Raw genomic sequence first — 21,978 nt, forward strand, 5'->3', positions numbered from 1 at the left:
CAATCAATCGGAATTAGCTGATTTTCGGATATCAGCCATGAACGGCTGATATGGATCCATCATTGAGCAGGCGGGAACCGGCTCCCCGGAAGACAGCGGCGCCGCGTCAGCCGAAGAGGTTCACCGGTTTCACGATGTCGGCGTAGATCAGCAGGGCACTCATTCCCATGAGCAGGGCCGCCACCACGTATGTGACGGGAAGCAGTTTCGCGATATCGAACGCCCCGGGATCAGGCCGGCCAAACAGTTTTGCCACCTGGCGCCGGGCACCTTCGTAGAGTGCCCCGGCAACGTGGCCGCCATCGAGCGGCAGGAGCGGGACCAGGTTGAAAACTGCCAGCGCGAAGTTGAGCCCGGCCAGCAGGCCAATCAGGGTGGCCACTCGGGACTGGACCGGGATCTCTTCCATCGCGGCCACTTCGCCGGCAACCCGGCCCACGCCCACCACGCTGATGGGGCCGTTGGGGTCCCGCGGTTCCTCACTGAATGCCGCCTTCGCAACACCCACCACCCGCGCCGGCAGATTGAAGATGACTCCGGCCACCTGGCGGATGTTCTCCCCCGCCATCGGAAGGACGGACGACGCCGGCTGCGGCACCAACTCCGTCTGCGCGCCAATGCCCAGGAAGCCTACGTCCTGGTACAGGAGGGTGCCGGCGTCGTCCGTTGCCTGCCTGCCGTCGGCGCCGATGATGGGCCGGGCGGACAGGACCGGCGTCACCGTGGTGGAAACGGAGGCGCCGTCCCGCTCCACGGTGATGTCCACTTCCCGGCCGGCGGAGGCACGGATCCACTCTGTCAGCTGGTCCCAGCTGGTGACCACCTTCCCGTCAAAGGAGGTGACGGTGTCGTTGGGTTGAAGTCCTGCCGCGGCGGCCGGGGTCAACTGGCAGTCCGCAGAGTCCGGGTCCACCGTTTCGCCCGCTGCCACCTGGCATTTGGACACGTCCGAGATGGTGGTGGTAGCCGTTGCCATGCCGAAGCCCATCAGCAGGACGGCAGTGAGGATCAGGCCGAGGACCATGTTCATGGCCGGCCCGCCGAGCATGACGATGATCTTCTTCCACACCGGAAGCCGGTAAAAGACCCGGTTCGCGTCGCCCGGGCCTACTTCCTCATGAGCCAGGGAGCGTGCTTCCGTTGCGAGCGTCTGGAACATTCCGGTGCTTGAGGGGCGGACCGAGCCATCCTCTTTGTTGGGCGGGTACATGCCGATCATGGACACGTAGCCGCCCAGCGGGATGGCCTTGATCCCGTACTCGGTCTCGCCTTTCCGCCGGGACCACAGGGTGGGGCCGAAGCCGATCATGTACTTGGTGACCCGAACCTTGAAGAGCTTGGCCGGTACCAGGTGGCCCACTTCATGGAGCGCGATGGAGGTAGCGATGCCGATGGCCACGAACACGACGCCGAGGACAAAAAGGAGAACGGGGGTCATAGAGGGTGCTGCTGCTTCCTAAAGACTGCTGACTGCTAAACGTTCATGGGCGCGGGACCGTGCCCATCCTTCAGCATCCAGCACTGATTCCAGCGTCAGCCGGGAGGAACCTGAGTGTTCACTGAGGACACTATCCACGGTATCCACGATGTCCGTGAAGCGGATGCGGCCCGCGTGGAAGGCCATCACGGCCTCCTCGTTTGCGGCATTGAAGACCGCTGGGAAGGTGCTCCCCTGCCGTGCTGCGTCCTTGGCGAGGTTGACGGCGGGGAACGCCGCCGCGTCCAGCGGCTCGAAGGTCCACGTGACTGAGTTGGTCCAGTCACACGCGGCGGCAGCCTTGGGCACCCTGTCCGGCCAGCCCAGCCCGAGCGCGATGGGCAGGCGCATGTCCGGCGGCGATGCCTGGGCGATGACGGATCCGTCAATGAACTGGACCATGGAGTGCACCACTGACTGCGGGTGGACCACCACGTCGATCCGGTCCAGCGGAACATCGAACAGCAGGTGCGCCTCGATGACCTCAAGGCCCTTGTTCACCAGCGTGGCCGAGTTGGTGGTGACCATGACGCCCATATCCCAGGTGGGGTGCGCCAGGGCTTCCTGAGGGGTAACGCCGTGGAGGTCTTCGCGGCTCCTGCCCCGGAAAGGCCCGCCCGAGGCCGTGAGGATCAGTTTCTCCACTTCCGCGGTGGATCCGGACCGCAGGCACTGGGCGATGGCGGAGTGCTCGGAGTCAACGGGCACGATTTGGCCTTCCCGCGCTGCGGCCTTGACCAGTTCTCCGCCCACGATGAGCGATTCCTTGTTGGCAAGCGCCAGGGTGGCGCCTGATTTCAGTGCCGCCAGGGTGGGGGCAAGCCCGATGGACCCGGTGATGCCGTTGAGCACCACGTCCGCCTCGATTTCGGCGATCCGGGTGGAGGCATCGGGGCCGGCAACGATTTCCGGCCGGTAGCCCGGCCTTCCGGCCGCGGCTGCCGCTCCGGCAATCAGCGACTCCAGTTGCCGCGGATCGCCCCCGGCGATGCCAACCGCGGAAGCACGGGTCTGGACAGCCTGCCTGGCCAGGAGTTCAAGGTTGCCGCCGCCCGCGCTGAGTGCCACGACCTTGAAGAGGTGCGGGGCGCCGTCGACGACGTCAATCGCCTGGGTGCCGATGGAACCGGTGGATCCGAGGAGGACGACTCTGCGCTGCATTGCTTAAGTATCCCGCACCATTCTTGACCTCCTGACGGCCCGGCGTAACGTGGATCCCGTGGACTGGCTGTCATGGTTCGATGCGCCGGAATACGAGTTCGCCCGGCAGGTGCTGCAACGGGGCGTCGCCGCGCTCTTCTTCGTGGCGTTCCTCTCCTCGCTCAACCAGTTCCCTGCGCTGCTGGGAGAACGCGGGCTTCTGCCGGTCCCGGAATACGTTGGCGCCTTCAACAGGATGCGCCGGCCCACCCTGTTCCGCTGGCGGTACTCGGACCGGCTGTTGCGGGCTGTCTGCGCCACGGGGCTGGTGGTATCCGCACTGCTGGTGGCGGGGGTTCCGCAACTCGGGCCGCCGTGGGTGCCGCTCATTGCCTTCCTGGCCCTCTGGCTGCTGTACATGTCGATCGTCAACGTTGGCCAGACGTTCTACGGCTTCGGCTGGGAAATGCTGCTCCTGGAAGCCGGCTTCACCGTAGCCTTTCTGGGTTCCAACCAGACAGACCCGCCCCGCACCATCCTGCTCCTGATTGCATGGCTGGTGTTCCGGCTGGAATTCGGCGCCGGGATGATCAAGATCCGGGGTGGCCGGGAATGGCGGGACCTGACGGCGCTGTACTACCACCACGAGACGCAGCCGATGCCCGGCCCGCTGAGCCGGCAGGCCCACCTGCTGCCCAAACCCCTGCACAAGGTGGAAGTGCTGGGCAACCACTTCGCCCAGCTGGTGGTCCCGTTCTTCCTCTTCGCGCCGCAGCCCGTGGCCAGCGTGGCGGCGGGCATCATCATTGCCACGCAGCTGTGGCTGGTGGCCAGCGGAAACTTCGCCTGGCTGAACTGGATTGCGATCGTCCTGGCCTTCGCAGCGGTCAGCGACCCGGTGGCCCACGCCGTCATCCCCGCGATTCCCCTGGACTGGCACACCGGGACGCAGGAGACGCCGGCCTGGTGGCTGGCCATCACCCTCGCTGCCACGGTGCTGCTCGTGGTGCTCAGTTACTGGCCGCTGCGGAACCTGTTCTCGAGCCGGCAGCTGATGAACGCCAGCTTCAACCGGTGGCAGCTGGTCAACACGTACGGCGCGTTCGGCACCGTTACCAAGAAGCGGATCGAAATCGTGGTGGAGGGGACTCTGGATGAGGAGCCGGACGATTCCTCCTGGCGCGAGTACGGGTTCAAGGGCAAGCCCGGGGATTTGCGGCGGATTCCGCGGCAGTGGGCGCCCTACCACCTCCGGCTGGACTGGCTGATGTGGTTCCTGCCGCTGCGCACCGTGCATGAGGAGTGGTTCTACGCGTTCCTCGGCAAGCTCTTGGAGGCGGACCGGCAGACGCTGCGGCTCCTGCGCCATGACCCGTTCGACGGCGGGGCGCCGCGCTGGGTGCGCGTCCGCAGCTACCACTACCGTTTCGCCACCCGGCGGGAGTTCCGCGAGACCGGGAACCGCTGGGTGCGGACGCTGCTGTACGAACCGATACCGCCGCTGTCGCTGCGCCGGTCACCAGGACGGCGCAGGTAACGGGGCGGCGCAGGTAACGGGGCGCGAACGCCCTAGGCGTGTTCGCCCGCGCGGCGGATGACGGCCTCGGCGTGCTGAAGGAGGGGGCCGTCGATCATCTTTCCGTTGTACTGGAACACCCCGGAGCCGGCGGCACGGGCAGCCTGCAGCAGGCGCGCGGCCTCTGTGACCTCGGCCTCGGAGGGGGCATAAGCGCCGCGCACCACGGCGGCCTGGCTGGGATGGATGCAAGCCTTCGAGCTGAAGCCTGACGCAACGGCGTCCGCCGTTTCCGCAGCCAGTCCGCCAAGGTCCGGTATGTTCACATAGACCGCGTCCACGGCCTCCTTGCCGAACGCACGGGCCGCCAGCAGCACCGACGACCGTGCGTGCAGCGCCACTGCCCGGTAGCCGCCGTCGTCCTTCCTGCTGGATGTTCCCCCCAGGGTTGCCAGCAGGTCCTCGGCTCCCCACATCAGCGCCACCACATTGGGCGCGGCGGCAATGGCGGGGGCGTTCAGGACGCCCACGGCCGTCTCGCACAGCGCGATGACCTGGTAGTCCTCCAGCGCCTCCAGCTGTTCGGCAGTCTCCGCCTTGGCAAGCATGACGGTCCGGTAGGGGGTGTGGGCCAGGCAGTGGAGGTCCTTTTCGAACTCCTCGGTCCCCGCAGGGTTCACGCGCACGATCGTCCGGCTCGGGTCCAGTTCCGGCTCGTCGCCCGTTGCCCCCACCTGGGCGAGGATGGCACCGCGGGCCCGCTGCTTGTCCGCCGGGGCCACGGCATCCTCGAGGTCCAGGATCACGGCGTCTGCGCGTGTGGCAGCCTTCTGGTAGCGTTCGGGCCGGTCAGCGGGGCAGAAAAGCAGGGCGGGTCCCATCACAAAGGTCATACCGGCATTGTCTCCTGTCCGTCCCGGTGGCCGCTTCCCCGGCCGACGCCTTCTTTCTCCTCCCCGCCGTTCCCCTGTCCGGCGCGCTGCCGCGCATGCGCCTCACGGGTCCACATCAGGCAGCTCCGCGTTGCCAGCGCCACCACGGTGCCGTCCTGGTTCCTGCCGGTGTGCCGCATTGTGACGATCCCCTGTCCCGGCCGTGAACCGGACAGCCGCTTTCCGGTGATCAGCGTTTCGGTGTAAAGGGTGTCCCCGTGATGGAGCGGGTGCGGAAAGGACACGTCCGTGAGGCCCAGCTGGGCGATGATGGTGCCTTGGGTCAGCTGGCCCACCGACTGGCCCACCATGGTGGCGAGCGTGAACATGGAATTCACGAGCCGCTGGCCGAAGGGCTGCCCCGCACTCCATGCGGCGTCCAGGTGCAGTGCCTGGGTGTTCATGGTGAGGGTGGTGAAGAGGACGTTGTCCGCTTCCGTCACTGTCCGGCCAGGGCGGTGGGCGTACAGCACGCCCTCCTCCAGTTCATCGAAGTACAGCCCGCGCTGCTCGATGACGCGCGGGCCGGCGTCCTGGTACGCCCGGGCCCCCGCGCCCCCTTCTTCCGGCCTGGCGGCAGTCATACGGTCAGTTCCATGTCTTCCTCGAACAGTTCGGCACCTGTGGCCGCCGCAACATCTTCCACCGAGACATTCGGGGCCAGCTCGCGCAGGACCAGCCGTGACCCGGACCTGTCCGTCACGACGTCGATGACCGCGAGGTCCGTGATGATCCTGTCCACGCAGCCTTTGCCGGTCAGCGGAAGCGAGCACTGCTGGACGATCTTCGGGTTCCCGTTCCGGTCCACGTGTTCCATCATGACAATGACCTTCTTGGCCCCGAAGACAAGGTCCATCGCGCCGCCCATGCCCTTGACCATCTTGCCCGGGATCATCCAGTTGGCGAGGTCGCCGTTCGCTGCCACTTCCATGGCCCCGAGGACCGCTACGTCCACGTGCCCGCCGCGGATCATGCCGAAGGACGCGGCGGAATCGAAGAACGCGGCGCCCTTGTTGACCGTGACAGTTTCCTTGCCGGCATTGATCAGGTCCGGGTCGACGGCGTCCTCCGCCGGGTAGGGGCCAACGCCCAGGATCCCGTTTTCGGAGTGGAGCACCACCTCCACCCCGTCAGGGATGTAGTTGGGGATTAGGGTGGGCATGCCGATGCCGAGGTTCACGTACTGGCCGTTGCTGAGCTCCTTGGCCACCCGGGCGGCGAGCTCGTTGCGCGTCCAGCCCTTGGTGTCGGCTCCGGCCGTCGACTCGCCGGGTGCGGCATGCTGCTGGGATGCCGCGCGCCGGTATTCAGGCCGGACCGCTTCGGGCCGGGGTGCTTCAGGGCTGTTCGGGTCCATGGTCATGCTCCTGCCTGCCCGGTGAGGGCCACCGTCCGCTTTTCGATCCGTTTCTCGCCGCCAGGCGCCACCACCACCCGCTGGACGAAGATGCCCGGCGTGTGGATGTGCTCGGGATCAAGCTCGCCGGGCTCCACGAGTTCCTCAACCTCGGCGATGGTGATCCGGCCCGCCATGGCGCACAGCGGGTTGAAGTTCATGGCAGTGGCATGGAAGACCAGGTTGCCGTGCCGGTCGCCCTTCCAGGCGTGGACCAGCCCGAAGTCGGGGGTGAGGGACTCCTCCAGGACGTAATCGACGCCGCCGAAGGAACGCACCTCCTTCGGTTCGGAGGCCACCGCGATGCCGCCGTGGGCGTCGTACTTCTGCGGCAGGCCGCCGTCGGACACCTGGGTGCCCACGCCCGCCTTGGTGTAGAACGCCGGGATCCCGGCGCCACCCGCCCGCAGCTTCTCCGCGAGGGTGCCCTGCGGAGTGAGGACCACCTCAAGCTCGCCGGCCAGGTACTGGCGCGCGAACTCCTTGTTCTCACCGACATAGGAGCTGATGGTGCGCCGGATGCGGCCGTCCCGGAGCAGGATGCCCAGCCCCCAGTCGTCCACGCCGCAGTTGTTGCTGACGGTTTCCAGGTCCGAGGTTCCGGACCGGTGCAGGGCGTCGATCAGGGTGACCGGTATTCCGCAGAGCCCGAAGCCGCCCACGGCCAGGGAGGCGCCGTCAGGAATGTCCGCCACTGCCTCGTCCGCGCTTGCAACAACCTTGTCAATCATCATCGATCCTTTCAGGCCGGCTACGTTCCATGCGGCAAACGCCGGGTGCTACAGACCCAGTTCGCGGGCGATGAGCATCAGCTGGACCTCCGTGGTGCCCTCCCCCACTTCAAGGATCTTGGAGTCGCGGTAGTGGCGTGCCACGGTGAACTCGTTGATGAAGCCATAGCCGCCGAATACCTGGGTGGCATCCCGCGCGTTGTCCATGGCCGCCTCGCCTGCGACCATCTTAGCGATGGCCGCCTGCGTCTTGAATGGCTTGCCGGCAAGCATGCGGGCAGCCGCATCGTAGTAGGCCAGGCGGGCGGTATGGGCCCTGGCTTCCATGCGCGCGATCTTGAACGAGATGGCCTGGTACTTGCCGATCTCGCTACCAAACGCCCTGCGTTCCTTGGCGTACCGGACGGACAGGTCCGCGCAGCCCTGCGCCGCGCCGGTGGCCAGGGCCGCGATGGCGATACGCCCCTCGTCCAGGATGGACAGGAAGTTCGCGTAGCCCCGCCCTTCGGTTCCCAGCAGGTTCGCTTCGGGAACCCGGACGTCCTTGAGGGTGAGCGGGTGCGTGTCCGAGGCGTTCCAGCCCACCTTGTTATACGGCTTTTCGGCCTTGAAGCCGGGCGTGTCGGTGGGCACCAGGATGGTGGAGATTTCCTTCTGCACCGTCCCGTCGCCGCGTTCCCTCTGGCCCGTGACGGCGGTGACTGTCACCAGCCGCGTGATGTCCGTCCCGGAGTTGGTGATGAACTCCTTGTTGCCGTTGATCACCCAGTCCCCCGCATCCCGCCGGGCAGTGGTCTTGGTGCCGCCGGCGTCCGATCCCGCCTCCGGCTCGGTCAGGCCGAAACCGGCGAGCGCCTGCCCGGACGCGAGCATGGGCAGCCACTGCTGTTTCTGCTCGTCGGTGCCAAACCGGTACACGGGCATGGCGCCCAAAGAGACGCCTGCCTCCAGCGTGATGGCCACGGACTGGTCCACGCGCCCCAGCTGTTCCAGCGCCAGGGCGAGGGCAAAGTAGTCGCCGCCCATTCCGCCGTATTCCTCGGGAAAGGGCAGGCCGAACAGTCCCATTTCCGCCATCTGCTTCACTACCTCGTAGGGGAAGCTGTGCTCTTCATCGTGCTTGGCCGAAACCGGAGCCACCACATTGTCCGCGAAGTCGCGCACCGTGTCGCTAAGGTCCTGGTACTCCTCGGTGAGTTCTACGCCTGGCATTCGTTAGGCTCCTTCGCCTGTTGTGGGATTGTGGTGGTCCTGTTCCGCGGTATGCGGGTGGACGGTGGCGAGGACCTGGTCGGCCTTCACCAGGTCTCCGGGTTGTGCGTTGAGGTGCACCGTTCCGGCGAGGGGTGCCACGAGCTGGTGTTCCATCTTCATGGCCTCCACCGAGACCAGCACCTGGCCGGCTGCCACGGCGTCGCCGTCGGTGACCGGGACGGACACCACGGTGCCGGGCATCGGCGAACGCACGCCCGGGTCAGCGGACCCCTCTTCACGCTGGATGGCTGCAAGGATCCGTTCCAGCCGTTCCTCCCGGGTCAGAACGTCCAGACGGCAGGACCAGCCCTGGTTGCCGAGGAAGACCTGCCCCGTGCCGTCTTCCGCCAGCGCGTAGTGGTGGGTGCCACCGTCGAGCATCAATTCCACGTGGCCCCTCCCCTGGACGCGCAGGGAGGCGGTGTGGCCCGCACCGCCGTCCACCGTCGCCGCCACCGGGCCGGACGCGGCGTCGCCGGTGACCTCCACGGTGGCCATGCCGCCGTCGGGGGTCCCCAGGGTGATGCGGCGCGGTGCGGGCTTGCCCAGCCGCCAGCCATTGCGCATCTGCCAGGGCCCGGCAGCAGGCGGAAGCTGCTGTTCCTGGCCGGCCAGGACATGCAGCGCCGCAGCCACCAGCTCGGCAGGACCCACCCGCCGGAAGGTGAGGCCGGGCAGCTTCCGTCCGATCAGGCCGGTATCCAGGCGTCCCGCCTGCACATCGGGATCATTGACGAGCAGCCGGAGGTACTCGACGTTGGTGTCCAGGCCAAGGGCGGTGTAGCCGGCGAGCGCCGTGTCCAGTGCATCGAGTGCGGCGGCCCGGTCCCCGCCCCAGGCGATGACCTTGGACATCATGGGGTCGTAGTTCGAGGACAGCTCCAGCCCTTCAACCAGGGAGGAGTCCACGCGGACCTTGCCTTGCGCGCCCGCGGGCAGCTCGTCCAGCAGGTGCACCCTGCCGGTTGATGGCAGGAAGTTCTTCTCCGGCACTTCGGCGTACACGCGGGCTTCCACCGCGTGGCCGGTCAGCACGACGTCGGACTGCCGGATGGAGAGTTCCCGGCCTGCCGCAATCCGTACCTGCCATTCCACGAGGTCCAAGCCGGCCACCATCTCCGTAACCGGGTGCTCCACCTGGAGGCGGGTGTTCATTTCCATGAAGTAGAACTCGTCCGGGTGCTCGTCGGAGACCAGGAACTCCACCGTTCCGGCACCTGTGTAGTTCACGCTGCGGGCGGCATTGCAGGCAGCCTCGCCAATCCGGGCCCGGATTGCGGCCCCGTTGGGCAGGCTTTCCAGCAGCGGTGACGGTGCCTCCTCGATGACCTTCTGGTGCCGCCGCTGCAGCGAACACTCGCGCTCGCCGAGGTGGATGACGTTGCCATGGTGGTCCGCCAGCACCTGCACCTCGATGTGCCGCGGGGTGGTCACCAGGCGTTCCAGGAACAGGGTGTCGTCGCCGAAGGCGCTCGCCGCAACCCGCCGGGCCGTGGCCAGGGCCGCCGGAAGGTCCTCCGCTTTGTCCACTGCGTGCATCCCCTTTCCGCCGCCGCCGGCGGAAGGCTTGATGAGGAGCGGAAATCCGACGCCGGCCGCTGCCTCCGCCAACTCGGCATCCGTCATTCCGGGGCGGGCCACGCCCGGCACCACGGGGACCCCGTAGCCTGCCACGTGGTTCTTCGACCGGATCTTGTCCCCCATGACGTTGAGGGCCTCCACGCCGGGACCGATGAAGGTGATTCCCGCGTCTTCCAGGGCCCGGGCGAAATCGGCGTTCTCGCTGAGGAAACCGTAGCCAGGGTGCACCGCCTGGGCCCCTGTTGTGCGGCAGGCCTTGAGCACCGCCTCGATGTTGAGGTAGCTGTCGGCGGCAGGGGGCGGGCCGATGCGCACGGAAATGTCAGCCTCCCGCACGTGCCGGGCGCCGGCGTCGGCATCGCTGTACACGGCGACCGACCTGATGCCGAGCGCACGCAGTGTACGGATCACGCGGCAGGCGATTTCGCCGCGGTTGGCCACCAGGACGGTGCTGAACAGCGGGGCTGCCGCGACGGCTGCTGCCGGTGTTGTTGAGACGTCAGTGGGTGCGGTCATGGTGTGCTCACATCCGGAAAAGGCCGAAGGAGGTGTCCGGCAACGGGGTGCGGGAGACGACGTCGAGCGCCAGTCCCAGGACGGTGCGGGTGTCTGCGGGGTCGATCACGCCGTCATCCCACAGGCGGGCGGTGGAGTAGTAGGGGCTGCCCTGGTCCTCGTACTGCCGCCGGATGGGGGCCTTGAACTCTTCCTCGTCCTGTTCCGGCCATTCCTCCCCGGCGGCTTCGTACTGGTCCCGCTTGACAGTAGCCAGCACGCTGGCGGCCTGGTTGCCGCCCATCACGGAGATCCGGGCGGCGGGCCACATCCACAGGAACCGCGGCGAATAGGCCCGGCCGCACATGGAGTAGTTGCCTGCTCCGAAGGATCCGCCGATCACCACCGTGAGCTTCGGAACCCGGGCCGTGGCCACGGCCGTGACCATTTTCGCCCCGTTCTTGGCGATGCCGCCCTGCTCCGCGTCCCGGCCCACCATGAAGCCGGAGATGTTCTGGAGGAAGAGCAGCGGAATGCCGCGCTGGTCGCAGAGTTCGATGAAGTGTGCCCCCTTGAGGGAGGACTCGCTGAACAGCACGCCGTTATTGGCCACGATACCCAAGGGGTGTCCGTGCAGCCGGGCAAAGCCGGTGACAAGCGTGGTGCCGTAGTCCTTCTTGAATTCGTGGAAGGTGCTGCCGTCCACCAGCCTGGTGATGACTTCGTGCACGTCGTAGGGGGCGTTGACGTCCGTGGGTACGGCGCCGTACAGCTCTTCCGTGCTGGCAACGGGTTCGACGGCGGGTTCCACCTGCCACGCGGGCGGGGCCGGGGGCGGCAGCGTGGCCACGATATCCCGGATGATCTGCAGGGCATGATGGTCGTTCTCGGCCAGGTGGTCGGTCACACCGGAAATCCTGGAGTGCACCTCCCCGCCGCCCAATTCCTCCGGGCTGACGATTTCGCCAATGGCCGCCTTCACCAGCGGCGGGCCGCCCAGGAAGATGGTGCCCTGGTTGCGGACGATGACCGTCTCGTCGCTCATCGCGGGAACATAGGCTCCGCCCGCGGTGCAGGAACCCATGACGGCGGCGACCTGCGGGATCTTGGCCGCTGACAGGCGCGCCTGGTTGTAGAAAATGCGTCCGAAGTGGTCCCTGTCCGGAAAGACTTCATCCTGCTTAGGCAGGAATGCGCCGCCCGAGTCGACGAGGTAGATGCAGGGAAGCCGGTTTTCGAGGGCGATCTCCTGGGCCCGGAGGTGCTTCTTGACCGTCATCGGGTAGTAGGTGCCGCCCTTGACGGTGGCGTCGTTGGAGATCACCAGCACCTGCCTGCCGTGCACCAGCCCGATGCCGGCGATGACGCCCGCGCCCGGAGCTTCATCGTTGTACATGCCGTTGGCCGCCAGCGGCGCGATTTCCAGGAAGGGACTGCCGTCATCCAGTAGCTGGTCGATGCGCTCCCTGGGCAGCAGCTTGCCCCTTGCCACATGGCGTTGCCGGGACTTTTCAGGACCCCCCAGTGCCGCTTCGGCCAGTCTTTTCCGGAGCTCCCCGGCCAGTTCCCTCTGGGCCTGGCTGTTGGCACCGAACGCCTCGCTGGCCGGGTTGATCCTGCTGACAAGGGTCTCCATTGACGGTCCGTTCCTCCATGAGCCAAGCCGGATCCGCTCCAACTCGGTTAGTGCTCAATAACTGAAATTCAGGTTAGTCTCTCGTAACTGTGATGTCCAACACCTGGGCCGCCTTGCTAGAATCTGCGGGTCCTAGGAGGAAAAGTGCCCAGCACCGATACCACGCAGACCGGCGAGCGCAGCGCAGCCGGCCGCAGCCCATCAACCCAGCGCAGCAAGGCGAAGGAGAACCGCCGCCAGGCACTGCTGGCTGCCGCCGCGTCACTGTTCGCGGCGAACGGGTTCAACAAGGTGTCGCTGGAGGACCTGGGCGCGGCGGCGGGAGTCAGCGGGCCGGCCGTCTACCGCCACTTCCCGGGCAAGCAGGCAGTCCTGGCCGACCTGCTGCTGACGGTCAGCCAGGATTTGCTGGACGGTGGCCGCCACGTGGTGGAGGCCAGCCCCGATCCCCTGGCCGCCCTGCAGCGGCTGGTGGCGTTCCAAGTGGACTTCGCCCTGGGCAAGCCGGACGTGATCCGGGTGCAGGACCGCGATTTCAGCAACCTGTCCGAGCAGGACCAGGCCGCTGTCCGCATCCTCCAGCGGAGCTACGTGGAGGTGTGGGTGGAGGTCCTCGCCGGCGTCCACCCGGACGTGGACATTCCGGAACTTCGGATGCGGGCGCACGCCACGTTCGGCCTCATCAACTCCACCCCGCACTCGGTGCGCAGTCACGGCCGCAGGATTACCGCCGCGGCCGCCCGCCCGCTGCTGGAGGGGATGGCCCTGGCCGCCCTCACCGTCAGTATTCCCCCGGCCCCCTGACAACCCCTTCCGGCCGCCGGCCCGGAGCGCTGGCGCGGGGGCCGGCCCCTTTCCACTACACCATGGTCAGGACCATGCCGGGTTCGGCCAGGATCGCGCCGACGTCGGCCAGGAACCGGGACCCCTGCTCGCCGTCCACCAGGCGGTGGTCGAAGGACAGGCTGAGCGTCAGGACCTGCCGCAGCGCCACCTCGCCCCGGTACTCCCAGGGCATGGTCCGCACGGCCCCCATGGCCAGGATGGCCGCTTCCCCCGGATTGAGGATGGGGGTGCCGGCATCAATGCCGAAAACGCCAATGTTGGTTATGGAGATGGTGCCGCCGGAGAGGTCTCCGGGGGCGGTCTTTCCAGCCCGGGCAGTTTCGGTAAGGGCCGTCAGCGCTTCCGCCAGCTGGTGCAGGGACAGCGCATCGGCGTCCTTGATGTTGGGCACCGTCAGGCCGCGGGGCGTTGCTGCCGCGATACCCAGGTTCACGTAGTTGAAGGTGACGATCTCCTGGCTGGCCTCGTCCCACCTCGCGTTCAGGCCGGGGTTGCGCCGTAGTGCGATCAGCACCGCCTTGGCGGCCAGGGTCAGCGGCGTGAGCTTTACCCCGGAGAACGCGCTGCTGGCTTTGAGTTTGGCCAGCAGCTCCATGGTGGGCGTGACATCCACCGTCAGGAATTCGGTGACGTGCGGCGCCGTGAAGGCACTCTCCACCATCGCCGCGGCCGTGAACTTCCGGACACCCTTGATGGGAGTACGCGTCTCCCGTGCTCCCTGCTGCATGGAGGTGGCCCCGGCCGCCAGGGCGCCGTCCGGCTCGTGCGCGGGCTTGCCGTCCAGGAAGGCCTGAACGTCCTCCCGGGTGATGAGTCCGTTGGGACCGGTTCCGGGAACCTGTGCCAGATCCACGCCGAGGTCCTTCGCCAGCTTGCGCACGGGCGGCGTCGAGCGGGGCCGCTCGCCCTGGTGCCCGGGCTCCGGCACCGCGGCTCCGGTTCCGGCATGCACACTTTCCGCGGGTACGGTTTTCGCCGCCCCGGGTTCGGCTGGCTCAACTATCGGGGCTTCGGGCTCTGCCATCCGGGATGCTGGCTGCGCGGTCCCGTGTGCCTGAAGGTTCCGGGGGCGGCGGACCGGGCGTCCCGAGCTTTCGACGACGGCACCGTACCCCACCAGGTTCGGTTGCCTTTTGGGAGTCTCAACCGCCGCTTCCCCTCCCTCTGCGGAAGCGGCTGCAGGCAGTGAAGCCGGGGTCCCGGCGTCGTCCGCCACTTCGAAGGACACGATGGGCTTGCCCACCTCCACGATGGTGCCCGGCTGTTCGTGCAGTTCCTTGATGACGCCGGCGAACGGTGACGGCAGCTCCACCACCGCCTTGGCCGTTTCCACTTCGGCAATCACCTGGTTCAAGCTGACCGTGTCACCCACGTCCACCTTCCAGCTGAGGATTTCTGACTCGGTGAGTCCCTCGCCGAGGTCCGGGAGCCGGAATTCCTTGATCATGGTGCCGCTCATCCTTCCAGCCCGCTGAGGGAGTTGGGGCGGCCCAGCGCGCGGTCCACGCCGTCCAGGATGCGGTCCAGGCCGGGCAGGTGGTGCATCTCAAGCTTCGAGGAGGGGTACGGGATGTCGAAGCCGGTGACCCGCACCGGCGCCGCCTCAAGATGATAGAAGCAGCGTTCGGTAATGCTCGCGGCTACTTCGGCACCCAGCCCGCCAGACTCGCCGGCTTCATGGGTGACCACCAGCCGCCCGGTCCGCCGGACCGACGCCACAATCGTTTCGTAGTCCACCGGCGCCAGCGAGCGCAGGTCGATCACCTGGATGGAAATGCCCTCGTCAGCGGCAGCGGTTGCGGCGTCCAGCGCCGTCTTAACCAGCGGACCGTAGGCAACCAGCGTGACGTCCGAGCCCTCCGTGAGGACCCTCGCCTGGTCCATGGGCAGGGCCGAGCCGCCACCGGCCGACTCGTCCACGTCGGCTTTATCGTGGTAGCGCCGCTTGGGCTCAAAGAAGAGGACGGGATCATCGCAGGAGATGGCCTGCTGGATGACGGTGTAGGCGTCCTGCGGGTTCGCCACCGAGACCACCCGGAGGCCGGCGGTATGCGTGAAGTAGGCCTCCGGGGATTCGGAGTGGTGTTCGGGCGAGCCGATGCCGCCGCCGAACGGGATCCGGATGGTGATGGGCATCTTCACTGCTCCGCGCGTCCGGTAGTGCAGCTTGGCCACCTGGCTGACGATCTGGTCGAAGGCCGGGTAGACGAACCCGTCGAACTGGATTTCCACCACGGGCCGGTAGCCCCGGTAGGCGAGCCCGACGGCGGTGCCCACGATGGCGGATTCTGCGAGCGGCGTGTCCACCACCCGGTGCTTCCCGAAGTCCTTCTGCAGCCCGTCGGTCACCCGGAACACGCCGCCGAGGGTGCCGATGTCCTCACCCAGGAGGACAACCTTCGGATCGTTCTCAAGGGACTTCCGCAGGCCCGCGTTGATGGCGCGGGCAAAGGTCATCTGGGTCATCAGCGTGCACCTTCTTCAAGAGTGGCCGTATCGGGATCGCCGAAGGAGGCCAGGTAACGGGAGTAGTGGTCCTGCTGCCGGTCCAGCCAGGAGTTGGGGGTGCTGTACACATGCTTGAAGACGTCCAGCGGCTCCGGATCGGGCATCTGGGTGCACCCGTCGCGCATCTCGCGGGCAACGGCGTCGGCCTTGTCCTTGACCTGTTGCTGCAAATCTTCGGTGAGCAGGCCCTTCCGGTCCAGGAGCGCCGCCATCCGGCTGATGGGGTCCTTGGCGGCCCAGTCCTCGAGCTCGTTGGGGTCCCGGTAGCGTGTGGGGTCGTCGGCGGTGGTGTGCGGTCCCATCCGGTAGCTGACGGCTTCGACGAAGGTGGGACCACCTCCCCGCCGTGCCCGGTCCAGCGCGACGCGGGTAGCAGCCATCACGGCCAGGACGTCGTTGCCGTCCACGCGCAGGCTGGGAATCCCGAAGCCCGCCGCGCGGTCCGCGAGCTGGATATGGGACTGGAGCCTGACAGGTTCAGAGATGGCCCAATGGTTGTTGGTGCAGAAGAACACCACGGGGACCTGGAAACTGGCAGCGAACACCATGGCCTCGTTGACGTCGCCTTCGCTGGTGGCACCGTCGCCAAAGTAGGTGATGGCCACCGAATCTGCGCCGTCGTTCTGGATGCCGATGGCGTAGCCGGTGGCGTGCAGTGTCTGGGCGCCGATGATGATCTGGGGCGTGGCCATGTTAACGGTGTACGGGTCCCAGCCGGAGGGCGCATTGCCGCGCCACACCCGGAGCAGGTCCGCCAGGCCAACGCCCCGGCAGTAGGCCACCCCGTTTTCCCGGTAACTGGAGAACACGAAGTCGTCGCTGCGGAGGGACCGCGCAGACCCGATTTGCGCCGCCTCCTGGCCCAGCAGCGGCGGCCACAGCCCCAGCTCGCCCTGCCGCTGCAGCGCCGTGGCTTCGAGGTCGATGCGCCGGACGACGCTGATGTCCTCATACAGCGAGCAGAGCTGCTCATCGGTGATGTCCCGGACCCAGAAATCGAACTCGGGATGGCTGACCCGCTCCCCTGCAGGAGTTATCAGCTGGACCAGCCTGGAGGCCGGTCCGGAGGTGCCCTGGGCGCTGGTGGGGGCGGATGCTCCGCCCTGGCCCGTTCCGTCTGTAGACACGATAGCCCGCAACCTTCTCACGTCGTTGACCAGCAGCTTTGGAACTTGTGGCTCCCGCCCTGCCGGCCTCCCGGGCGCCGTTGCCCCGGATAATTGTGACCCTACTCACAATGCTCAAGGGGTACAACTGCCGCGCAGATCCTTGAGCAAAATGCTCTGTGCGGGGCTTCGGGACCGTGCTAGCTTTGCGCATTATGCAAGCTTTGGATGGCACTGATACCCGGCTGTTATCGGCCCTCGCGGAGGATCCGCGGAAAACGGTGGTGGCGCTTGCCCAGCAGCTGGGCCTCTCCCGGAACACCGTGCAGGCGAGGTTGGCGCAGCTGGAAAAGAAGCACGCCTTCCTGTCCTTCGAGCGGCGCATCAATCCGGCTTCGCTGGGATACCCCCTGATGGCCTTCATCTCGGTGCACGTCCAGCAGCAGAAGCTCACGCAGCTGGCGGGGCAGCTGGCAGAGATTCCCGAGATCCTGGAAGGCTACGGCCTCACCGGATCCGCAGACCTGCTCCTGCGCGTGGTGGCAGTGGACGCCGAGGATCTCTTTCGGATCAACGGCAAGATCCTGGCCTGCGACGGCGTGGAGCGGGCTGACACTGCCCTTGCGATGGGTGAGCTCATCCCGTTCCGGGTGCAGCCCCTGCTGGAACGCGGATCAGCGCGCGGCTGAGGACGGCTGCCGCAGGGATGAAGCGGCTTCGCCCGCCGTCAGTGAGAGGGCGTTGGCGGAAGGGGCGCCAAAAGTGAGCGGGCGTTTTGCGGAACAGCGCCGCAAGTGAGAGAGCGTTTTACGACGGCGAAACCCGGCCGGCAAGTAGGCCTGGGCGCCCGGGTTATAGGCTTGTCCCAGAAATTCGCCGGGGACCCGAACCGGACCTCTGCACCCCAGCACCATTTTTGGAAAGGCTCCACCTTGAGCAGTCCCCAGGAACCGTACCAGCCGGGCCGCCCCGGCCCGGGCCAGCAGCAACTCCCTCAGCAGCCGGGCCAGTACGCGGCCGCAGGCCCGTTCGGCCTTCCCGGCGAGGAGCCGCCGGCGAGGAGGCGCCCCAAGCTGTGGGTGGTCCTGACAGCCATTGGCGGCGTCCTGCTGCTGGTGGGCCTGGGCATCGTCATCCTGGTCAATGTGGCGGGCAGCGCAACAAACCAGGCCAAGGGCCTTGCGGACGGCTTCACCCAGCTGGTCATCGCCGGGGAGAGCTCCAAAGCCTACGATGACTACCTTGACCCCGCGCTGCAGGAGCAGCTGTCCAAGGAGTCGTTCATGTCCGGCATCGCCAGCCTCAACATGGACGATACCTGCGAGCCGGAGTACAACGGCCTCCAGGTGGCCACGGAGAACGGCGTCAAGTCTGCCGATATCGTGGGCCTGATCACCTGCGAGGGCAAGAACGTGGACCTGGCATACCGGTTCGAGGGCACGGACCAACTGAAGATGACCAATATCAAGCTCAGGCCGGCGCCGTAGCCGGAATCCGCATTAGGAAGTTTGCTGACCATTTACCCATCCGCACTTCCGCATGGTCCGAATCGCTTCCGAGGGTCCCGGCCGGGGACCCGCAGTCCGGCGGGGAACACCTCCCCCGCCCTACCGGAAGGATTCGGGCCATGCGCACTTCACCCAACCGCCTCGTCGCCACCGTCTTCGGAGCCGTATACCTGCTGGTGGGCCTCCTCGGCTTCGCCGTCACGTCCGGCGTCGGCTTCGCCGCCACCGAGGGTGCCAACCTCATCATTTTCGAAGTCAACCCGCTGCACAACGTCATCCACCTCGCCATCGGTGCCGCGCTGCTTTTCGCCGGGCTGAGGGGCACCGCGATGGCCCGTTCCGTGAACGCCACCGTTGGCGCCGTCTACCTGCTGGTCGGCGTTCTTGGCCTGTTCCTGCTGAACTCCCCGCTGAACATCATCGCCCTGAACGGCGCTGACAACGTGCTGCACCTCGCCAGCGCTGTACTGCTGCTGGGTGTGGGCCTCTCGCTGGACAAGTCCCCGGCAACCGTCCGGGCCTAGGGCACGATGAACCGGAGCGCAGCCGCCCGTACGCTGGAGCCGGGAGAAGCGCCGGAAGCCCCTGACGCTCCGGTACCTGCCGCTGTCCGGCTCTTCGCCGGTTTCGCGGGCTTCGGTGCCGGCACCGTCAACCTGGCCATTTCCTCAAGCCTCTTCGCCGGGACAGCGGGTACCGCAGGGCCGGCGGAGTTCGCCGCGGGCGGACTCACCGGGCTCTGGGGTGCCGGGCTCCTGGCGGGCGCGGTGATCCACTTGGCCCGGGGAAGCTTTCCGGGCAGCCGGACGGCCCGGGGCATCCTGCTGGCAGCCGCCGCCGTCCATGCGGCCGCCGCACTGTTCAGCGCACCGGCCGGCGGGGGGCTCAACCTGAGCCACCTGGCTGCCCTGCTGCTGACGCTGATGATCATCGGGGCCGTGGCGTGGCTGGGCCGGCACCGGAGCCCATCCTCCGCATCCGGGACGTCCGCCGCGTATCCCGGCCGGCTGCTGCTGGCAGCCTTCGGCGGTGCGGTGCTGGTGGCAGGAATCGCGACGCCGGGACTCGCCGCTTCAACGGCAGGCCAGTTCGCCGTCCCCCACGGCGAGCATGGTCTCAATCCCCCGCCCGTGGGACACCACCAGCGCTGAAAAAGCCTCCGCGCCGATGATTCGGCACGGAGGCTTTTTTCGTTGCAGGGCGGCTGCGGTTTCAGGCCACCCGCGGGCGGATGGTCAGTGGTTGACGGCCTTTTCGGCGCCCACCCCGGTGAGGGACCGGACTTCCATCTCTGCCTGCTTGGCGCTGTCCTCGCGCTTCTTGTCCAGCACCGTGCCGAGCCAGCCCAGGAAGAAGGCCAGCGGGATGGAAACGATGCCGGGGTTGCTCAGCGGGAAGAAGGCAAAGTTCGCGTCCTTGATCATGGACGTTGCGCCGCCCGAGACCACCGGGGAGAAGATGATCAGCACGATGGCCGCGCCCAGGCCGCCGTACATGCTCCAGATGGCACCCTGTGTGGTGAACTTCCGCCAGAACAGCGAGTAGATGATGGTGGGCAGGTTGGCGGATGCCGCGACGGCGAACGCCAGTGCCACCAGGAACGCAACGTTCTGCCCGTTGGCGAGGATGCCGCCCAGGATGGCCAGGACGCCGATGACCACCACGGTCCGGCGGGCAACCTTCACCTCGGTGTCGGCGTCGGCCTTGCCCTTGGCAATGACGCTGGCGTAGATGTCATGGGCGAAGGATGCCGCAGCGGTAATGGTCAGGCCCGCCACCACGGCCAGGATGGTTGCGAAGGCCACGGCCGAGATGAAGCCCAGCAGCAGCGGCCCGCCCAGGAAGAACGCCAGCAGCGGGGCGGCGGAGTTGACGCCGCCCGGGGCGGTCTTGATGGTTTCGGGACCCACCAGGGCAGCTGCACCGTAACCGAGCACCAGGGTGAACAGGTAGAAGAGGCCGATCAGCCAGATGGCCCACACCACGGACTTGCGGGCTTCCTTGGCGGTGGGGACCGTGTAGAAGCGCATCAGGACGTGGGGCAGGGCGGCCGTGCCCAGGACCAGGGCCAGGCCCAGGGACATGAAGTCCAGCTTGGAGGTTTCGGTCTTGCCGTACTGCAGGCCGGGGTTCAGCACCGCCGGGTTGTTGGCGGTTTCCACTGCGGCGCCCAGGAGGCTGGAGAGGTTGAAGCCGTAGATGGCCAGGACCCAGAGCGTCATGACGGCCGCGCCGGCGATGAGCAGGACTGCCTTGATGATCTGGACCCAGGTGGTGCCCTTCATGCCGCCGATCAGGACGTACATGATCATGAGGCCGCCGACGACGATGATCACCAGGGCCTGTCCACCCCAGTCGCTGATGCCCAGGAGCAGGGAGATGAGGCTGCCGGCGCCGGCCATCTGGGCGAGCAGGTAGAAGAAGCAGACGGCAAGGGTGGAGATGGCGGCGGCAATCCGGACGGGCCGCTGCTTGAGCCGGAAGGACAGCACGTCCGCCATGGTGAACTTGCCGGTGTTGCGAAGCAGCTCAGCCACCAGGAGCAGCGCCACGAGCCAGGCCACCAGGAAGCCGATGGAGTACATGAACCCGTCATATCCGTTGATGGCGATGGCGCCGGTGATGCCCAGGAAGGACGCCGCAGAGAGGTAGTCCCCGGCGATGGCAGTTCCATTCTGGGACCCGGTGAAGGAGCGTCCGGCGGCGTAGTAGTCCGCGGCGGTCTTGTTGTTCCGGCTGGCCCGGAAGACGATCACCATGGTAACGGCCACGAACAGTGCGAAGACGCCCATGTTCAGCAGGGTGGTGTCCTTGAGGGCGGCGACATCAACCGCTGCGGGAATCCCGATCACTTGTTTACCTCGCCCACTCGATTGCCATCCTTATCAAACTCATGTCCTTCAATCTCATTCCGAATATCCGCGGCGATGGGGTCCAGCCGCCGGTTCGAGTAACTGACGTACCAGCTGGTGATTGCAAATGTTGAGACAAACTGCAGCAGGCCGAGGATCAGTCCGATGTTGATGTTGCCCCAGACCTTGGTGGACATGAATCCCACGGCGTAGTCGGCGAGCAGGACGTAGGCGAAGTACCACAGCAGGAAGGCCACTGCCATGGGGAAGACAAAGCTGCGGTGACGCTTGCGCAGTTCCTGGAACTGCCCGGTCGACTGGACCTGTTCAAAGTCCACGGACGCCGCTGCGTCCGGAGTATGGGCATCGTGACCCATCGTTCCTCCTCGTTGAGACTTGCCGGGACACACCGGCCGGCGGCCCTGCGCAGGCACACCTTGGGTGTGACTCCAATCACTGTGCGGGTGCCTGCCGCCGGATTCCAGTGGAAGGGCGCCCGTGGTCGCTCAACGGTCGGGATGCTGCGGCAAACGGCACCCGCCGCTACGCTGGGCTCCATGCCGGACTCCCCCCTCCTGACCGCTGCGGCCGTGGCCGTGATCGCCTTGGCCATCGCCGTCGTCGTCGGCGTGGGCCTCAAGGTGCTCCGCTCCTTCCGAGACCTTGGCACGGATGCCGAACGGGCCACCTACCACACGCTGCACGCGGCGTCCCAGGCGGGCCAGCACCTGCGGCGCGGCCTGAATCCGGCCGGCGCGGCGAAAGCCAGCCGGCAGCTGCGCACCCTGCTGGGCTCGGACGCGCTGGCCATCACGGACACGTCCGGCGTCCTTGCCTGGGACGGAGCCGGCGAGGAACTCAAGCCCCGGCTGATGGAACTTGCTGCTCCCGTCCTGGCAGGAGGCCGGACCGCCGTGTTGCCGGCCGGCGCGGACGGTACCGGCGGCGGCCTTGCCGCCGTCATCGCGCCCGTCCGGGCAGACTCCCGCGTTGTGGGCGC

At 67.0% G+C, this 21,978-nt stretch carries 20 protein-coding genes and 1 pseudogene; 7 read left to right on the top strand and 14 right to left on the bottom strand.

Annotation, left to right across the window (positions count from 1 at the left end):
• Nucleotides 1–106: 106 nt before the first annotated feature.
• Nucleotides 107–1,438, bottom strand: coding sequence for a M50 family metallopeptidase (locus AC5RTT_RS10735; RefSeq protein WP_494145176.1), 1,332 nt, complete (start codon nt 1,436–1,438; stop codon nt 107–109).
• Between the two features lie 18 nt (nt 1,439–1,456).
• A complete protein-coding gene (dxr, locus tag AC5RTT_RS10740; protein ID WP_494145177.1) occupies nt 1,457–2,638 on the bottom strand; it encodes a 1-deoxy-D-xylulose-5-phosphate reductoisomerase in 1,182 nt (393 codons plus the stop codon).
• Between the two features lie 58 nt (nt 2,639–2,696).
• Between dxr and AC5RTT_RS10745 the strand changes: the two genes are divergently transcribed.
• On the top strand, nt 2,697–4,154 hold the full coding sequence (locus tag AC5RTT_RS10745; protein ID WP_494145178.1) for a lipase maturation factor family protein: 1,458 nt from the start codon (nt 2,697–2,699) through the stop codon (nt 4,152–4,154).
• 32 nt (nt 4,155–4,186) lie between these two features.
• Here the strand turns inward: AC5RTT_RS10745 and AC5RTT_RS10750 are convergent, their stop codons facing one another.
• The 7 genes from AC5RTT_RS10750 to AC5RTT_RS10780 are packed head-to-tail and all read right to left on the bottom strand — an operon-like array spanning nt 4,187 to nt 12,158.
• A complete protein-coding gene (locus tag AC5RTT_RS10750) occupies nt 4,187–5,026 on the bottom strand; it encodes an HpcH/HpaI aldolase/citrate lyase family protein (protein ID WP_494145179.1) in 840 nt (279 codons plus the stop codon).
• Nucleotides 5,023–5,649, bottom strand: coding sequence for a MaoC family dehydratase (locus tag AC5RTT_RS10755; RefSeq protein ID WP_494145180.1), 627 nt, complete (start codon nt 5,647–5,649; stop codon nt 5,023–5,025). The genes AC5RTT_RS10750 and AC5RTT_RS10755 overlap by 4 nt, the downstream gene beginning before the upstream one ends.
• A complete protein-coding gene (locus tag AC5RTT_RS10760) occupies nt 5,646–6,428 on the bottom strand; it encodes a CoA transferase subunit B (RefSeq protein ID WP_494051546.1) in 783 nt (260 codons plus the stop codon). Before AC5RTT_RS10760 ends, AC5RTT_RS10755 begins: the two co-directional genes overlap by 4 nt.
• On the bottom strand, nt 6,425–7,192 hold the full coding sequence (locus AC5RTT_RS10765; RefSeq protein ID WP_494103583.1) for a CoA transferase subunit A: 768 nt from the start codon (nt 7,190–7,192) through the stop codon (nt 6,425–6,427). Before AC5RTT_RS10765 ends, AC5RTT_RS10760 begins: the two co-directional genes overlap by 4 nt.
• 48 nt (nt 7,193–7,240) lie before the next feature.
• On the bottom strand, nt 7,241–8,404 hold the full coding sequence (locus AC5RTT_RS10770) for an acyl-CoA dehydrogenase family protein (RefSeq protein WP_494010473.1): 1,164 nt from the start codon (nt 8,402–8,404) through the stop codon (nt 7,241–7,243).
• A 3-nt stretch (nt 8,405–8,407) separates the two neighbouring features.
• A complete protein-coding gene (locus AC5RTT_RS10775) occupies nt 8,408–10,543 on the bottom strand; it encodes an acetyl/propionyl/methylcrotonyl-CoA carboxylase subunit alpha (RefSeq protein WP_494145181.1) in 2,136 nt (711 codons plus the stop codon).
• A 7-nt stretch (nt 10,544–10,550) separates the two neighbouring features.
• On the bottom strand, nt 10,551–12,158 hold the full coding sequence (locus tag AC5RTT_RS10780) for a carboxyl transferase domain-containing protein (RefSeq protein WP_494145182.1): 1,608 nt from the start codon (nt 12,156–12,158) through the stop codon (nt 10,551–10,553).
• 144 nt (nt 12,159–12,302) lie between these two features.
• Between AC5RTT_RS10780 and AC5RTT_RS10785 the strand changes: the two genes are divergently transcribed.
• Complete coding sequence (locus AC5RTT_RS10785; RefSeq protein WP_494145183.1) at nt 12,303–12,962, top strand: SACE_7040 family transcriptional regulator; 660 nt, start codon at nt 12,303–12,305, stop codon at nt 12,960–12,962.
• Between the two features lie 55 nt (nt 12,963–13,017).
• On the opposite strand, the gene AC5RTT_RS10790 is transcribed toward AC5RTT_RS10785, so the two are convergent.
• Genes AC5RTT_RS10790 through pdhA form a run of 3 tightly spaced genes read right to left on the bottom strand, consistent with a single transcriptional unit; the run spans nt 13,018 to nt 16,639 of the window.
• Nucleotides 13,018–14,451 (bottom strand): dihydrolipoamide acetyltransferase family protein, encoded by a 1,434-nt coding sequence (locus AC5RTT_RS10790; RefSeq protein ID WP_494145184.1) that lies wholly within the window; start codon nt 14,449–14,451, stop codon nt 13,018–13,020.
• Nucleotides 14,452–14,459: 8 nt separating this feature from the next.
• Entirely contained in the window at nt 14,460–15,470 is a 1,011-nt protein-coding gene (locus AC5RTT_RS10795; protein ID WP_494145185.1) for an alpha-ketoacid dehydrogenase subunit beta, read from the bottom strand.
• Nucleotides 15,470–16,639, bottom strand: a complete 1,170-nt coding sequence (gene pdhA / locus AC5RTT_RS10800; protein ID WP_494145186.1) for a pyruvate dehydrogenase (acetyl-transferring) E1 component subunit alpha — start codon at nt 16,637–16,639, stop codon at nt 15,470–15,472. Before pdhA ends, AC5RTT_RS10795 begins: the two co-directional genes overlap by 1 nt.
• A 194-nt stretch (nt 16,640–16,833) precedes the next feature.
• Between pdhA and AC5RTT_RS10805 the strand changes: the two genes are divergently transcribed.
• The 4 genes from AC5RTT_RS10805 (at nt 16,834) to AC5RTT_RS10820 (ending at nt 19,277) form a co-directional block, all read left to right on the top strand.
• Nucleotides 16,834–17,307 carry an Lrp/AsnC family transcriptional regulator gene (locus AC5RTT_RS10805; RefSeq protein WP_494010480.1) on the top strand — a complete coding sequence of 158 codons (474 nt, stop codon included), beginning with the start codon at nt 16,834–16,836 and terminating at the stop codon, nt 17,305–17,307.
• A 243-nt stretch (nt 17,308–17,550) separates the two neighbouring features.
• Nucleotides 17,551–18,105, top strand: a complete 555-nt coding sequence (locus AC5RTT_RS10810) for a hypothetical protein (protein ID WP_494145187.1) — start codon at nt 17,551–17,553, stop codon at nt 18,103–18,105.
• A gap of 140 nt (nt 18,106–18,245) precedes the next feature.
• Nucleotides 18,246–18,650, top strand: a complete 405-nt coding sequence (locus tag AC5RTT_RS10815; protein ID WP_494145188.1) for a DUF4383 domain-containing protein — start codon at nt 18,246–18,248, stop codon at nt 18,648–18,650.
• 6 nt (nt 18,651–18,656) lie between these two features.
• Nucleotides 18,657–19,277, top strand: a complete 621-nt coding sequence (locus tag AC5RTT_RS10820; RefSeq protein ID WP_494145189.1) for a hypothetical protein — start codon at nt 18,657–18,659, stop codon at nt 19,275–19,277.
• Between the two features lie 84 nt (nt 19,278–19,361).
• On the opposite strand, the gene AC5RTT_RS10825 is transcribed toward AC5RTT_RS10820, so the two are convergent.
• Both AC5RTT_RS10825 and AC5RTT_RS10830 read right to left on the bottom strand, forming a co-directional pair.
• Complete coding sequence (locus tag AC5RTT_RS10825; RefSeq protein WP_494010484.1) at nt 19,362–20,978, bottom strand: monocarboxylic acid transporter; 1,617 nt, start codon at nt 20,976–20,978, stop codon at nt 19,362–19,364.
• On the bottom strand, nt 20,975–21,355 hold the full coding sequence (locus tag AC5RTT_RS10830; protein ID WP_494010485.1) for a DUF485 domain-containing protein: 381 nt from the start codon (nt 21,353–21,355) through the stop codon (nt 20,975–20,977). Before AC5RTT_RS10830 ends, AC5RTT_RS10825 begins: the two co-directional genes overlap by 4 nt.
• A 180-nt stretch (nt 21,356–21,535) precedes the next feature.
• Here AC5RTT_RS10830 and AC5RTT_RS10835 point away from each other — a divergent pair.
• Nucleotides 21,536–21,978: pseudogene (locus tag AC5RTT_RS10835) on the top strand (sensor histidine kinase); the annotation flags it as partial.

This window comes from Arthrobacter sp. Y3221157 (genome assembly GCF_059089865.1).